Genomic DNA, 14,614 nt, shown 5'->3' with positions numbered 1-14,614 from the left:
TTTCCTCTATTAACAGCTTCCCTCCGCTGGTATTACCCAGTCTCAGGTTCTAAGGGACTATCTCAGCCTGGTTGTTTCAGGCACCCCTAGCTATGGTTGTTGATTGTACCACCTAGGTCTGGTGAAGACTCTTTGGTTGCAAAAACTTGATGTTTTGTATCACTCTGTGAGGTGGCAGATGTCTTGGCTTGACGGGAATAGCTGGGGAAACTTTAACTGGTGTCATAATAGACATGAATATTTCGACTGATTGCGCTGGATTGTCCAGAAAACAATCTTGCTTTTTCAAAATGCGTTTATGTAACAACGAAGACAGAATAAATTGCTAATTATCAATTGATACTTTTACATAAAATTTAACTTCAAATAAGATTTTCTCGACATTTCCCTATGTGTCGTTAGCAATTATATAAAAAAGTTATATTGAGCAATCTAATATATAAAAATATGCTTAAAGAAAAGCCAGTAAAAATGCTTGAAACCTTAAACCTAAAAACGTATATTAATTATAATTTATCTCTAACATCCATAAGTTATTTGTGAAGACGAGATACCCGACTTCTCTAAGAAGTCGGGTATCTGAAGGGCTAGATAACAACTCGAATAGGATTGCTATATTTCGATATCTGGGAACCAGCAATATGAAAAAAAGTCCTCTAAGATACCCTGGAGGAAAATCTAGGGTATTTGAAAAAATAATATATCATATTCCTCTAGATATTGAGGAGTTTAGAGAACCATTTGTCGGAGGTGGTTCGGTGTTTTTAGGGTTTAAGCAAACGCATTATCGTTTTCCGATACGTTACTGGATAAATGATTTAAATTATGATCTATACTGCTTTTGGAAAAATGCTAAAGACAAGATTGAAGAATTAGTAAATGCAATTATGCAGTTCCGCCAAAAGTATGCCAATGGTAGAGATTTATACGCTTATTTTACAGATCAAACCAATGTTTACACTGAATTTGATAGAGCGGTTCGCTTTTTCATTATGAATCGTATCACTTTTTCTGGAGTAGTTGACTCAGGGGGCTATTCTCAAAAAGCTTTTGAACAGCGGTTTACTGAATCTTCTATTGAAAGACTGAGACAAATTTCTCCCCATTTATCAGAAGTTAAGGTAACGCATGGGGATTATGAAAAATTGTTGTTTGAAGATGGAGGAAATATCTTTTTATTTTTCGATCCCCCATACTGGAAAGCCACAAAATCGAAGCTATATGGAGTGAAAGGAGACTTACATACTTCATTCGATCACGAACGATTTGCAGCTAATCTACAAAAATGCAGTTGCAGGTGGTTGATTACATACGATGACTCACCAAAAATCAGGGATCTATTCAGCTTTGCTAAAATAACAGAATGGGAGTTACAGTATGGAATGAATAATTACAAAAAAGATTTTGCAGCTAAAGGAAAGGAATTATTTATAAAAAATTATTAGTTATTTGTGTTTAGGTTGACAGCTTAGAAAACTGTATGATTAAGTGAATATACTAATAAACAATAGATGATATAAAGCCACTAAGGATGCAAGCGGTAAACCGTATAAATAGTTAGAAAAGAAGAACCAAGCTACAAGTTTAAGCGATCGCATCCCATCCACTCAAGCTTAAGCGATCCCGTTGCGGTGCGGTTTGGAGTGTGAGAGCGATCGCCCTGGATGTAGTGATTCATCATCGAGTTAGCATAAGTAGAGATTATTTTGGCTATAAAAATGTCTAACATTCTTTACTCAGTTGCATATACTCAAGAAGGGCATTTGATAAAAGCTGCCAACGCACAGAAAGGTCAGTATTACATTTGTCCGAACTGTAATAGGGAGTTAATTCTCCGCAGGGGCAAGATAAAACGTCCCCACTTTGCTCATAAAACTTTAAGCATCAACTGTAGCCCTGAGACAGACCTGCATTACATCTTCAAGACTTTGTTGTGTGATAAAATTCAGCAACACTTAGAAAGCAAGCTCTCATTAGATATAAAATGGAAGTGCGAGTATTGTCCTAATCCGCATACTGGTAATTTACTACAAAAGGCGGTTCAGGTTAAACTTGAGCATAATTTGGGGGCGTGCAAACCTGATATTGCCTTGTTAGACAAAGACAACAAGGTGATTGCAGTTATTGAAGTAGTTGTAAGTCACTCTCCTGAACAATCTGCGTTGGATTATTACGAACAAAATCGAATTATACTAATCCAGTACCTCTTGAAAACAGATGAAGATATTAATCGGCTGGACAATCCTATAATAGAGCCAGACAAAATTGCTTTATGTCGAAATCCTAAGTGTAGTGATTGTGGCAGGTATAAAAGTAAAAAGTATTTGTTAATTATGGATGCTCACTGTTGGAAATGTGCAGCACAAATGAAAGTTGCAGCTATACATGGAGAGGCAGGTTATATTTCTCATAGCGAATTTTCGGATTCTGATGTCAAACTTGCCAATGAAAAAGGCGCATGGCTTATTTTCCAATACAGCTGCACCGTGGGAAGAAGATATAGGGCTAACACTTGTAAAAAATGCAGAGCTTTCATAGGCAATCATTATCTTTTTGATTACATAACAGCTTCACACTATAAAGGAGATGTTTACAAAAAGGAAGTTTTCGATGTTGGTTACTATTGTGTCTGTTCTCTGTGATAAAAAATTATCCATATAGCCGACAAATAAACATCTTGGTGATCGCACTCTAGACATTTATAGGCAAATCCTGCGATCGCGCTCACTTCTGCACAAGTTAGGAATTCGGTCAAAGCGCGATCGCGTCCCCTTCAGTAGCAATCACACTTCATCAGGATTAATTCCCATCTGGCGTAAACGTTCTGCTAATCTTTCAGCGCGAAGGTGTTCTTGTTCAGTCCGAAGGCGTTCTTGTTCAAGTTGCTCATCGCTACTCAGCAAGAGATTTCCTTGTGCATCCCACCAACGTAACCAAGGCGCTTCCATATTTTGATATTGTCCTTGCCAGATGCCTAACTCAACGCCTATCGCAGAAATTGGATAGCGATCGCGCTCATTTGCCTTCATGAGTTCATAGCGACCGTCTACCAGGTGGTACACTTCCACTGAGGCTTTCTTCACCTCATAAATGCCATAGAAAGGGACACGAATCGCCTGTTCATATACCCAAAATTTGCCAGTAATGGGTGTATTGTCTCGTTCTTCGGAACCATCCCCAGAGACAAATTCCAGCACTATTAATGGCGCAATATATTCTTGCCATAAGACGTAAGAACGGCGAAACTGATCGTTCAGCATCGGCGGTACTTTGGGAACGTAAAACCAATCTGGTGCTTCTGCGCCTCTTTCTGGAGGTTCGGTGATGCGCCAATATATGCCACAATCTTGACCGATAGCGTATTGATTATCGGGATGAAGTTGCTGCAATATAGGTCTAATAGAATCAGTTAGTAGAATGCTTTGAGGATGTTCTTGGAAGTTTTTCACGAAAGTACCGTCCGAGTCGGGCAACCCGGTGTGATCTGGAAGATGGGTAATGTCTAGTTCCGGAGAGTTGGCAAGAGTCATAGAACTGCGTATTTTGGAGGGAATTATATCTATTTTAGGTTTGGGTAGGAGAGCGATCGCATCCTAAAAAAGCAGGATAAATTGAAATTTATCCTGCTTCCGATTCTGGCGGCGAATCCACCTCTAAAGATGCCAATTTTGCCTTTCTTGATTGCCTCATTGATTCTCCGACTGTGACATTGAGCTGGTCGCCGATTAAAAGTACCAAAGAACTCATATAAAGCCATAGCATTAAAACGATAACAGCACCCACTGCGCCGTAAGCTCTGTTGTAATTGCCAAAGTTGGACACATAAAGCCGAAACAAAGCTGATATGATCGCCCAAGATACTGCCGCCACTATTGCCCCCGGCATAATTGGCGTTCCTTTAACCCAGCGGCTGGGGCCATAACGATAAATAAAAGCAAAAGCTGAGGCGACGATTATAAGCGCCATAGGCCAGCTAAAAAGGCGCCAAACAGCCAGCAATCCTGACCCTATAAGACCACTTTGATAAGCGACGAATCGCACAATTAGATCGCTGATAAATACGAGAAAAGAAGCTGTAATTAATAGTAAAATTGTGCCAATTGTTAGTCCGAGAGAAATTAACTTGGCTTTCCAAAAGGGTCGAGTTCGCTCAGGGGGGATTTGATGGATTTGATCCAGAGCGTTCATAGCGGCACTTAAGGCCCCAGAGGAAGCCCAAATTGCGGCAAGGAAGCTGATGGAAAACAGCCCTTGATTTCTAGAGTGGCTAATTTCTGCGACAAAACCTTCAATCAGAAAAAGAACTTCTTTAGGGGCAACCTCACTTAATTGACCAGCCAGCTGGTCAAAGGTGGATGTTGAAAATTCAAACAGCCCAATGGCGGTTAGGATAGCCAAGATAGCAGGAAACAGAGCTAACATGGCGTTGTATGCCATTTCTGCTGAGTGACCCGTTAACCGCCTTTGGGCTACCCGCTGGAAGGTTTTCTTTAAGGTTGCCCAGCCCAGATGTCGAAAGAAACGGAAAAAGCGCAGCGATCGCATTATTTTGGTTTTGGCTACAACGTTTCCTATAATGTGCCAAATCAATCGCCAAGGTTACAGGGATCGGGTGAAATTATCCATAATGTTTTATTAGGATTGGACAAATTTTGCAGAATCGATCGTTGCAACGGATGAGGAGCTGTTTTTAATGAGCCACGAGGTATCGCAGTGGTTGAGTGAAATTAAGGCGCTAAAACAGCAAATAGTAGAGTTAGAGCGCGATCGCGATGCGGCGCTAGAAAGTGCTGCATCCTGGCGGCAGCTGTACGCCACAGAAGCGCAGCAACGCCGAACTGAGGCACGTCTTGCTCAGCAACAGATTAAAAAGCTCACAAGCCAACTACAGCAAATCCAAAGTTTGCCGCAACCCAAGGCGGATGATCCTGGTGCTGTGGCGGCGATTGTAGAGGAAGTGGAACAGCTGCAAAACTTTGAGGAATTGAAAACGAAACTTATGGAGGCGATGGTTGAGCGCGATCGCCTTGCAATCGACTTAAAATCTGAACAGGCAAGTCATGCTCAAACTCGTAAAACTCTGACTACGGCTATCGGGGATACCTTAGATAGGCTTAGCCGCGAACGCATGACTCGCCAAGAAAGTCCAGCGTCAGGAGTCAATGGTCAGTGGAAAAGCAAACAACCACCAACAACTGACAACTGACAGGTTTATCGCCTGTTCTACCAGTGACAGGCGATACCAAATGACATGGTTTAAAATCCCATTGCCTGAGCCACTGCTGCTACTTCTGGCTCAATTCCCTGCTTAAAGGAATTTTGGGAGTGTTTAATCGCCGTATCTGGGTCTTTAAGGCCGTTGCCCGTGAGGACGCACACTACGGTAGCGCCCGCAGGAACTTGGTCTTTCACCTTTAGAAGTCCGGCGACGGAAGCAGCGCTGGCGGGTTCGCAGAAAATGCCTTCTTGTGATGCCAACATACGATAGGCATCCAAAATTTCTTCCTCTGTCACTGCTGCGAACTGCCCAAGGCTTGCTTGTTGCGTCGCGATCGCTTTCTCCCAGTTTGCCGGGTTGCCGATCCTAATTGCTGTTGCCAAGGTTTCTGGATTCGTCACTACCTTCCCCGTAACTAGAGGAGACGCGCCAGATGCTTGAAATCCCATCATTCGAGGCAAGCGATCGCATTTCCCGTCTTGATGGTATTGACAAAAACCCATCCAATATGCTGTTATATTCCCTGCATTGCCTACGGGAATGCAGAGCCAATCAGGGGCATTTCCCAAAACTTCTACAATTTCAAAAGCCGCCGTTTTCTGTCCTTCCAAACGGTAGGGGTTCACCGAGTTTACCAAAGTGACCGGATAACTCTGTGCCATTTCCCGGACAATTTCCAGCGCTTGGTCAAAATTTCCCTTAATTGCCAGAACTTCTGCTCCATACAGCAAAGCCTGGGCTAATTTGCCCAAGGCTACGTACCCATCGGGAATGAGTACAAATGCCCTCATCCCGCCGCGACGGGCATAGGCTGCGGCTGCTGCTGAAGTGTTCCCGGTACTGGCACAAATTACAGCTTTTGCCCCGGCTTCCTTCGCCTTGGAAATCGCCATCGTCATCCCCCGGTCTTTAAAGCTACCAGTGGGGTTGAGACCATCGTATTTTACAAAAACTCGTACCTGTTTCCCGATAATTTGCGCGATCGCGGGAACGGGAATCAGCGGAGTATTACCTTCCAGCAGCGTCACTACTGGCGTTGCTTGTGTAACAGGCAGATATTGCCGATACGCCTCAATTAGTCCAGGCCAACTGGGGCGTTCAGGGGTGCCGTTAACGGCAGGAGAATTAGTCGCAGATACAGTTACCACAGCAATCAATCGATTTTTGATTTTTGATTTTGGATTGATCCTATAGCTAAAGCTATGGGCTTGGAGATTTTAGATTTTACATTTACGATTTGTGACCTAATTAAAGGTTTCTACCGATGTTCTTTCCAATCCAAAATCATCGGAGGCGGAGCTGGAACCTCCGCAAAATCCAAAATCGGCTTGGTCAGAGGAGGGTTCAGGGGACAATTATTGCTAGTCCCCAGTCCCTAGTCCCTACTTAATTCCGAATTCCTTCTGGCTTCGGGCTTCTGACCTCTGTATCCTGACTTTTGACTTCTGGTTTGGGGCGCTTGACCAGCTTTGGCTTAGAACCTTGGCGGTCGTCCAGGGGCATTTCTGCCTCATTTGACAGCCAAGAAGGACGAGTCTGATCGTAAACAATTTGCAGTGCTGCTGCTGCGATCGCGTGAGCGTCGTATTCTTCACCTAGCTGCGCTACCACTGGCAAGAAGGAAGCCATGCGTTCGCCGCTCAATACTTCCCGTACCTGAGCTTGCAGTTTTTCCAAACGCCGCCCTTCAATTTCCGCCCGTGTGGGAATCGGGACAATTTTCAGGGTTTGGCGGACTTTCCGCTCAATTAGCACCAGCTTGCGCCGATCCATTGGCTGAATCAGAGAAATAGCTGTTCCGCCATTACCAGCGCGACCAGTACGGCCGATCCGGTGGATGTAGCTTTCCACGCTATCAGGTAGATCGTAGTTAATTACGTGGCTCAGGTGGTCAACGTCTAAACCGCGTGCGGCAATATCTGTTGCAACCACCCAACGCACCTGATGTTGCCGGAACCGCATTAATAGACGCTCCCGTGCTTGTTGGTTCAGGTCGCCGTGGTACTCGTCTACACTGTGTCCCGCGGCTTGCAGCTGGTTGGTGAGTTCTGCTGCGGTGCGTCGCGTCCGCACGAAGATCAAAGCAGATTCGGGATCTTCTAGTTCCAGGATGGGCAACAAAGCTCTGGATTTTGACCAGCCGCGCGGCACCATGTAAACTACTTGGTTAATTCGCGATGGAGCTGCTTTGGGTTGCTCAACTGTGAGCATAATAGGCGATCGCAGGAATTTAGCGATCAGCTTCTGAATTGTGGGAGGCATTGTGGCAGAGAAAAATGCCGTTTGCCTTTCCGATGGAACTTGCTTGAGGATGGTTTCCACATCATCAATAAACCCCATGCTCAGCATTTCATCGGCTTCATCCAAAACCAAAAAGTTGACTTGATCCAGCTTGAGGTCGCCTCGATTTAGCAAGTCGATCACCCGTCCTGGTGTTCCCACCACAACTTGCACGCCCTTTCTCAGGGACTGGATTTGTCGGTCAATCGATTGACCACCATATACTGTTAGCACTCCCAAGCGGCGCTCACTTGTGAAGGTGCGAATTGCTTGCGAGACTTGCTGCGCCAGCTCTCGCGTCGGTGTCAAAATTAAAGCTTGGACTGCGGGATTTTTGATATCTACCCGCTCCAAAATTGGCAGCGAAAAAGCAGCTGTTTTACCAGTTCCGGTTTGTGATTGTCCCACCACATCCCGGCCTGCCAGCATCTGCGGAATCGCTTGTGTTTGAATTTGGGTGGGCTCAGTAAAGCCTAGTTTTTCCAGCTGCTGAACACGGGCTTCTGATAGTCCCAAGCTTGTGAACGAAAGGGTCATAGTTGTTTGTTCTTAGTTAGTACAGTGTGCAATTTCGCAGTGAAGCGATTGTTAGCAAAGCGCCTGAATAATAGAGATAAGGGCGCGTAAGAGCAGTATGAAGTTTGAAGTATAAAACTATCTTTTATCTTTATGCTTCAGCCTTCATTTTTTAGCATGAGAGCTTTTATTCTTGATCCTTCAGCCTTCAGGATTGAGCGACGACATGACCATATAAGTCGTAGATGTCAGCGTCTGTAATTTCTACAGATACTATCGATCCCAGAGGAGCATCGCCTTCAACGTACACTAATCCATCCACCTCCGGGGAAAACCGGGTTGATCGACCAATTAGTTCGCCTGTTTCTGGATGTTCTTGCTCAATCAAAACATCCACTACCTTACCCACTTGGGCTTGATTTTTCTTCAAGGATATCGGCTGTTGGACTTCCATCAGAGCATCCCGGCGTGCCTCCATCACTTCTTGGGAGAGTTGAGAGGGCAAGTTGTACGCTGGGGTTCCTTCCTCTGGTGAGAAAGTAAATACACCTACATGGTCAAACTCATGCCGTCCGACGAACCCCAGCAGATGTTCAAAATGTTCATCTGTTTCGCCTGGGAAGCCGACAATGAACGTTGTCCGCAGCACAGCATCGGGAAGCGCCGTTTTAATCCGGTCAATGATTTGGTCATTAACCTGTCCTTGCCAAGGTCGGTTCATGGCGCGGAGGATGTCCGGATGAGAGTGCTGTAAGGGTAAATCTAGATAAGGCAATACGTTAGGTGTCTCCTGAATTGCTTCTATCACCTGGGGCGTTAGACCAGTGGGATAGGCATAGTGCATCCGAATCCAAGGAATGTCCACTTTCCCTAGTTCCCGCAGGAGTTGAGCCAGTTTTGGCTCTTTGTAAATATCCAGACCGTAGTTTGTGGTGATCTGTGATATGAGAATTAACTCCTGTACGCCTTCAGCAGCTAGCTGTTGGGCTTCGGTAACGATGGATTCAATCGAGCGCGATCGCTGATTTCCCCTGAGATGAGGAATTATGCAAAACGCACAGCGGTAATCACATCCTTCCGCTACCCGCAGGTACGCGACACCTTCTGATGTCGTGCGGTAGCGAGGTGTCGTTTCATCGGCAATGTAGGTCGGCTCAGATGAAACCTGTTTGACCCTCTCGCCGTCTTCAACTCTTTGAATCACATCGACGATTTTCTGATAATCGCCGCTGCCCACGACTGCAACCGCTTCTGGTAATTCCTCCAGCAGTTGCTCTTGGAAATGCTGCGCCATGCAGCCTGCGATCACAATTTTTTTATTCGCTTCCGCCAGTTCTACCAAGGTGCGGACTGACTCTGCCCTTGCTGCTTCAATAAAACTGCATGTATTTACTATAACATAATCTGCTAATTCTTCATTAGTATCTACTTGGTAGCCTGCCTGTACCAGCAGACCCAGCATATGTTCGGTATCTATTCGGTTTTTTTCACAGCCCAAGTGGGATATCGCAATTGTTGGCTTATTGCCCATGCCGTTTGTAAGAAAGTTGTAGGAAAAAAATTTGTTAGTTCGCTCAAGGCTAAAATATTGTAACTTAATTTAACGCACAGCGGTGTACTACCTCGCCAAGTGTGCCAGACTGGGAGGAAAAAAGCAGATCGTGGAAATGCAATTAGCCTTGGTGAGAAAGTAGCTTGATTTGCTTTCCCCAAGGGGCTAAGAGCCGATTCTAGTTGAAGCTCCCTACCCTGCCTGGTGGACAAGGGTAGAGATTTTAAAAGAATGCCCCAAAAAGCCTTACTTTCCATCGATGCTCCAATCTAGTAGCCACTGGGGATCAAAAATGATCAAGGGGTAGACCCGCTTAAACAGATAAAATTCTATAGAGGCATCATCCGAGGTGCGATTCATTTCACTACTATTTTTGCAGACGCTGGAGGTTAGCCTACAGGTGTGGCAAAAATTCGTCGGTGTTTTCAGGTAGACAAGTGGACTTAAATCAAATCTTCAAGACACCGAACCCAATTATTGGCGTGGTTCATCTTCTGCCGCTGCCGACATCCCCTCGCTGGGGGGGAAGCCTAAAAGCGGTTATCGATCGGGCTGAGCAAGAAGCGACAGCGCTGAGTGCTGGCGGCGTGAACGGCATTATTGTAGAAAATTTTTTTGATGCCCCTTTTACGAAAAACCAGGTAGATCCAGCTGTTGTCAGTGCGATGACCCTGATTGTGCAGCGGCTGATGAATTTGGTAACACTACCAGTGGGGATCAATGTGTTACGCAATGATGCTCATAGCGCGATCGCGATCGCATCCTGCGTCCAAGCCCACTTTATCCGCGTCAATGTCCTCACAGGCGTGATGGCAACCGACCAAGGGCTGATCGAGGGAGAGGCGCATCAACTGCTGCGCTACCGTCGAGAACTAGGCAGCAATGTCAAAATTTTGGCAGACGTTTTGGTAAAACATGGTCGCCCATTGGGTTCCCCGAATCTGACAACAGCCGTACAAGAGACAATCGAGCGAGGGTTAGCAGATGGTGTTATCCTCAGCGGTTGGGCGACAGGCAGCCCGCCCACTCTCGAAGACTTGGAACTGGCAAGCGCCGCCGCCAACGGCACGCCAGTATTTATTGGCAGTGGAGCCAGCTGGGAAAATATTTCGACGCTGATACAAGCAGCAGACGGCGTAATAGTTTCCAGTTCTCTCAAGCGCCACGGGCGAATTGAGCAGCCGATTGACCCGATTCGTGTTAGCCAATTTGTGGAAGCAACCCGACGCAGCGTTCCAGCAAAATCGGAACAAAAGTCAGTTTCCTCTGTCAGTTTGTAGTTGTTAGTTGTGAAATCAATTGTTAGTTTTTAGTTGTGTATTAACCCGAAAAACAACAACTAAAACTTTTTACGTCTTAATACCTCAGCTTGCGCTTACAGTCCTCATACCGCATTACTGATATGAGTCGCCGACGTTCTACTCCTTGGATTCATCGCTGGTCGCGCCTTCTAATAGCTGCGATCGCTCTTTTAGGTGCCTTAGTAACTGGTTATCTCACCGTTGTTAAGTTAACAGGAGGTGCAGCCGCTTGTCCCACCACTGGCTGCGAACAAGTCCTCTCCAGCCCCTACGCGACCGTCTTTGGTCTACCTTTAACTTTGTTTGGTTTGCTGGCTTACATCAGTATGGCGGGTTTCGCCCTAGCACCGATGGCAGTCAACCCAGCCGAAAAGAAAGACCTGCACTCGAAACTTGATAACTGGACTTGGCTGCTGCTGTTTGCTGGTGGCACTGCCATGACCATTTTCAGCGGCTATCTGCTGTATTTGCTGGCATTTGAAATTAAAGCCGTTTGTCTGTATTGCCTTGCCTCCGCCTTGTTCTCCTTTAGCCTGTTGGTGCTGACGCTGATAGGTCGTGCCTGGGAAGATATTGGGCAAATTTTCTTTACTGGTATTGTGGTTGGCATGGTGGCGTTAATTGGCACTCTGGGTGTCTATGCCAGCACAAAGTCATCACTGGCAACGAACCCAACAGCTCCCAATCAAGATCCCAGTGCAATCCTTAATCCAGTGGGTTCGCCCCAACCTGGGATTGGCTGGGAAGTTACCACCAAATCCGGCCCTGCTGAAATTGCTCTGGCGCGTCATCTCAACCAAATTGGAGCCAAGATGTATAGCGCTTATTGGTGTCCCCATTGCTACCAGCAAAAGCAGCTGTTTGGTAAAGAGGGTTTAAATGAACTCGGCCTAGTTGAGTGTGCTGCTGATGGCAAAAATGCACAGCCAGATGCCTGCGTCAGTGCTGGGATTAAAAGCTACCCAACCTGGCAAATTAAGGGTCAACCTGTCGCTGGTGTCCAATCTTTGGAGAAACTAGCCGATCTATCCGGCTATCAAGGCCCCCGTAATTTCAATTATTCTTGGCCCGCTCCTTAAAAAAGTTTGTGTGTAGAAGCCTGGTAAACCGCCCGCTATGCCAGAGCCAGAAATGCTTCTAGCTCTGGCAAGGGAGGGCTGCTATTGGAGGCGCAAGTTTTGCAGCGATCGCTCATACGGATATTCCTGCCACTATTCCATCAAGCTATAGCACCATAGTCTATATAAGAAAATTGAACTTTTGGCAAAATCGTGCAGCCAACCCAGATAGTGAAACAAACTTTATGGGCAAGACTCAGGCAATGGTTCCATCAAGAGCGCAGAGTCCTACTTACCTCCTCGACTGTAGCGAGCTGCGTTATAATTCTGCGTTTTGCTGGATTTTTGCAGTCCTGGGAATTGTCTGCTTTAGACCAAGTATTTCGTCTGCGTCCCCCAGAATCTCCCAACGAGCGAGTAGTTATTGTCGAAATTAATGAAAAAGACTTGCAGCAGGTGGGACAATGGCCCATCCCTGATGCTGTCATGGCGACTTTGTTGCAGAAAATAAATGCCTTCAAACCTCGCGCTATTGGACTAGATATTTATCGCGATCTGCCAGTTAAACCCGGTTATAGAGAATTTATCAAAGCTTGTGAAACCATCCCCAACTTGATAGGGATAGAACTACTTCCAGATGAAAAAAGCTTAGGTGTCCCACCGCCACCGCCGCTGAAGTTGAACAACCAATTTGGTTTTAATAATGTTGTTGTTGACCCTGATGGCAAGGTGCGCCGCAGTCTTCTGTATTGGCACGTGAATGGCAAACGGCATACAAGTTTTGCGCTCCAGCTGGCTTTAATTTATCTCAAGGCGGAAGGTATTACGCCCAAAGGATCGCGGATTAATCCCAGGGATTTGCAGCTGGGTCAGGCTGTGTTTCGCCGCTTTGAGTCCACTGACGGTGCTTATGTGCAGGCTGATGCCAAAGGATATCAAATTTTGGCAAACTTTCGCCGGCCCTCTGGCTTTCGGATTGTCTCCATGTCAGACATTCTCTCCAACCGCGTAGAACCCGGCTTGTTGCGCGATCGCGTTGTTTTGATTGGTTCAACTGCCTCCAGCCTTCAGGATTTCTTCTACACCCCTTACAGTAATAATCTCGTCAAGGCCGCACAGCCCATTTCTGGCGTTGAGTTGCACGCCGATTTCTTAAGTCAAATCCTCTCCGCCGCCCTCGATGGACGCCCCTTAATCAATACCTGGTCTGACCTAGTAGAAGCTTTGTGGATTTTCGGCTGGTGCTGGATTGGTGCCAGTGTCAGTTGGCGATTGCCTTTTCCCAAAAAGTCGGTTATCAGTATGTTTTTAGCGGGTACGGGTCTGATTGGTATCTGTTACCTCGCCTTTTTAATTGGTTGGTGGATACCTATTATTCCTCCTTTGCTGGCGTTAAATGGATCTGCCCTTGTCATCACAGGTCATCTAGCCTATCTCAAGGAGGAATTAAAACGCTCTAAAGACTTTTTGCAGACAGTTATTAATACTATTCCTGACCCAATTTTTGTCAAAGACACAGAACATCACTGGATTATATTAAATCAGGCATATTGTAAGTTCAGCGGTTATCCCCTGGAAATATTAATTGAGAAATCCCCTTATGACTTTTTCTCTAAACACGAAGCTGATGTTTTTTGGGAGAACAACGAACGGGTTTTCCAAACTGGTAAAGAGCAGGAAAATGAGGAAGAATTTACCGATGCCGTGGGAAATACTCATCTGATTGCCACCAAAAGGTCGCTTCACAAAGATGCTGCTGGCAATATATTTTTAGTCGGTGTGATTCGCGATATTACTGAGCGCAAGCAGTTGGAAGAAGAACTGAAGCGAACAGCGGCAGAATTGACCCGTGATAACGCTGAACTAAAACAAGAAGAAATGCAGTTGCGTCATCTTGCCTATCACGACCCGCTAACAGGTCTACCCAACCGCCAACACTTCCACGACTGCTTGCATCAGTCTTTGCAATGGGCTAATAGCAATAACCAGCTGGTTGCGCTCCTGTTTCTTGACTTGGATGGCTTTAAGCAGGTTAATGATAGGCTCGGACATGATAAGGGCGACTTGCTGCTAAAAATTGTAGCCCAACGGCTAAAGGCTTGCTTGCGCGGCAGCGATACTGTCTCGCGGTTGGGGGGCGATGAGTTTACGGTGATTCTTCCAGCTATTAAGAAAGTGCAAGATGCCGCCACAGTAGCAGAAAAAATTCTAGAAACTCTTTCTCGCGCTTTTGTGCTGGATGGAGATACCGTCTTCGTAACGGTCAGTATAGGTATTAGCGTCTATCCCCTCGATAGTAATGAGCTAAATACTTTAATTAAAAATGCTGATTCCGCTATGTACCGCGCTAAAGAACAGGGTCGGAATCAATTTGTATTATCTTAAGTTTTTCGGTTCCTGCTGCCATGCGGAATTTGAGGTGCTTTATAAGGGGAAACGCCCGATGTTTGGCGCTTACAGGGAAGCCGCAACACTAAATCGCTGTAAGCATTGCCAGTCCTATATACGTGCAAGTGCTGTGTCAATAGTTCTCGGATAAGCGACCATGTGAAACCCTGGACGCACTACTAAAATTTGGTAGTCCTAAAGATGTAAGGATAGGAGAAATACAGTTCCATCAGAAGCTCTATGTCTGATTCCCAACCAACTTGCCCCGTTTGTCAGTCAACTCACGTCGTCAAAAACGGCA

12 protein-coding genes and 1 riboswitch are annotated in these 14,614 nt (G+C 45.8%); of the genes, 6 read left to right on the top strand and 6 right to left on the bottom strand.

Going from position 1 to position 14,614, the window contains the following annotated elements; all coding sequences use genetic code 11:
* Position 1: 1 nt before the first annotated feature.
* Positions 2 to 98, bottom strand: a riboswitch (TPP riboswitch).
* 543 nt (positions 99 to 641) lie between these two features.
* The gene (locus tag H6F74_RS21265; protein WP_190444182.1) at positions 642 to 1,445 is read left to right on the top strand and encodes a DNA adenine methylase; all 804 of its coding nucleotides are present in this window, start codon (positions 642 to 644) and stop codon (positions 1,443 to 1,445) included.
* 131 nt (positions 1,446 to 1,576) lie between these two features.
* Here the strand turns inward: H6F74_RS21265 and H6F74_RS21260 are convergent, their stop codons facing one another.
* Entirely contained in the window at positions 1,577 to 1,729 is a 153-nt protein-coding gene (locus tag H6F74_RS21260) for a hypothetical protein (protein ID WP_190444181.1), read from the bottom strand.
* On the opposite strand from H6F74_RS21260, the gene H6F74_RS21255 reads away from it, so the two are divergent.
* The gene (locus H6F74_RS21255) at positions 1,719 to 2,642 is read left to right on the top strand and encodes a competence protein CoiA family protein (protein WP_190444180.1); all 924 of its coding nucleotides are present in this window, start codon (positions 1,719 to 1,721) and stop codon (positions 2,640 to 2,642) included. The two genes, H6F74_RS21260 and H6F74_RS21255, sit on opposite strands and share 11 nt — an antisense overlap.
* A gap of 141 nt (positions 2,643 to 2,783) precedes the next feature.
* Here the strand turns inward: H6F74_RS21255 and H6F74_RS21250 are convergent, their stop codons facing one another.
* Together H6F74_RS21250 and H6F74_RS21245 are read right to left on the bottom strand one after the other, a co-directional pair.
* Positions 2,784 to 3,530, bottom strand: coding sequence for a Uma2 family endonuclease (locus tag H6F74_RS21250; protein ID WP_190444179.1), 747 nt, complete (start codon positions 3,528 to 3,530; stop codon positions 2,784 to 2,786).
* A gap of 88 nt (positions 3,531 to 3,618) precedes the next feature.
* The gene (locus H6F74_RS21245; protein WP_190444178.1) at positions 3,619 to 4,545 is read right to left on the bottom strand and encodes a YihY/virulence factor BrkB family protein; all 927 of its coding nucleotides are present in this window, start codon (positions 4,543 to 4,545) and stop codon (positions 3,619 to 3,621) included.
* A gap of 148 nt (positions 4,546 to 4,693) precedes the next feature.
* On the opposite strand from H6F74_RS21245, the gene H6F74_RS21240 reads away from it, so the two are divergent.
* Positions 4,694 to 5,206, top strand: a complete 513-nt coding sequence (locus tag H6F74_RS21240; protein WP_190424285.1) for a hypothetical protein — start codon at positions 4,694 to 4,696, stop codon at positions 5,204 to 5,206.
* 50 nt (positions 5,207 to 5,256) lie between these two features.
* On the opposite strand, the gene thrC is transcribed toward H6F74_RS21240, so the two are convergent.
* The 3 genes from thrC to rimO form a co-directional block, all read right to left on the bottom strand.
* The gene (gene thrC, locus H6F74_RS21235) at positions 5,257 to 6,366 is read right to left on the bottom strand and encodes a threonine synthase (RefSeq protein WP_190444177.1); all 1,110 of its coding nucleotides are present in this window, start codon (positions 6,364 to 6,366) and stop codon (positions 5,257 to 5,259) included.
* Between the two features lie 238 nt (positions 6,367 to 6,604).
* Positions 6,605 to 8,035: a DEAD/DEAH box helicase gene (locus H6F74_RS21230; RefSeq protein WP_190444176.1), complete on the bottom strand. Its 1,431-nt coding sequence runs from the start codon at positions 8,033 to 8,035 to the stop codon at positions 6,605 to 6,607.
* 187 nt (positions 8,036 to 8,222) lie between these two features.
* Positions 8,223 to 9,545 carry a 30S ribosomal protein S12 methylthiotransferase RimO gene (gene rimO / locus H6F74_RS21225; protein ID WP_190444175.1) on the bottom strand — a complete coding sequence of 441 codons (1,323 nt, stop codon included), beginning with the start codon at positions 9,543 to 9,545 and terminating at the stop codon, positions 8,223 to 8,225.
* Between the two features lie 458 nt (positions 9,546 to 10,003).
* On the opposite strand from rimO, the gene btpA reads away from it, so the two are divergent.
* From btpA to H6F74_RS31140, 3 genes are all read left to right on the top strand, one after another.
* Positions 10,004 to 10,846, top strand: coding sequence for a photosystem I biogenesis protein BtpA (btpA, locus tag H6F74_RS21220; protein ID WP_190444174.1), 843 nt, complete (start codon positions 10,004 to 10,006; stop codon positions 10,844 to 10,846).
* 122 nt (positions 10,847 to 10,968) lie between these two features.
* Complete coding sequence (locus H6F74_RS21215; protein ID WP_190444173.1) at positions 10,969 to 11,946, top strand: vitamin K epoxide reductase family protein; 978 nt, start codon at positions 10,969 to 10,971, stop codon at positions 11,944 to 11,946.
* Positions 11,947 to 12,153: 207 nt separating this feature from the next.
* Entirely contained in the window at positions 12,154 to 14,310 is a 2,157-nt protein-coding gene (locus H6F74_RS31140; protein ID WP_190444338.1) for a CHASE2 domain-containing protein, read from the top strand.
* Positions 14,311 to 14,614: the final 304 nt, after the last annotated feature.

The organism is Trichocoleus sp. FACHB-90 (assembly GCF_014695505.1).
Taxonomy (GTDB): Bacteria; Cyanobacteriota; Cyanobacteriia; order Cyanobacteriales; family FACHB-T130; genus Funiculus; species Funiculus sociatus.
The sequence above is the reverse complement of the archived record's forward strand: the minus strand, read 5'-3'. Positions and strand labels throughout refer to the sequence as shown.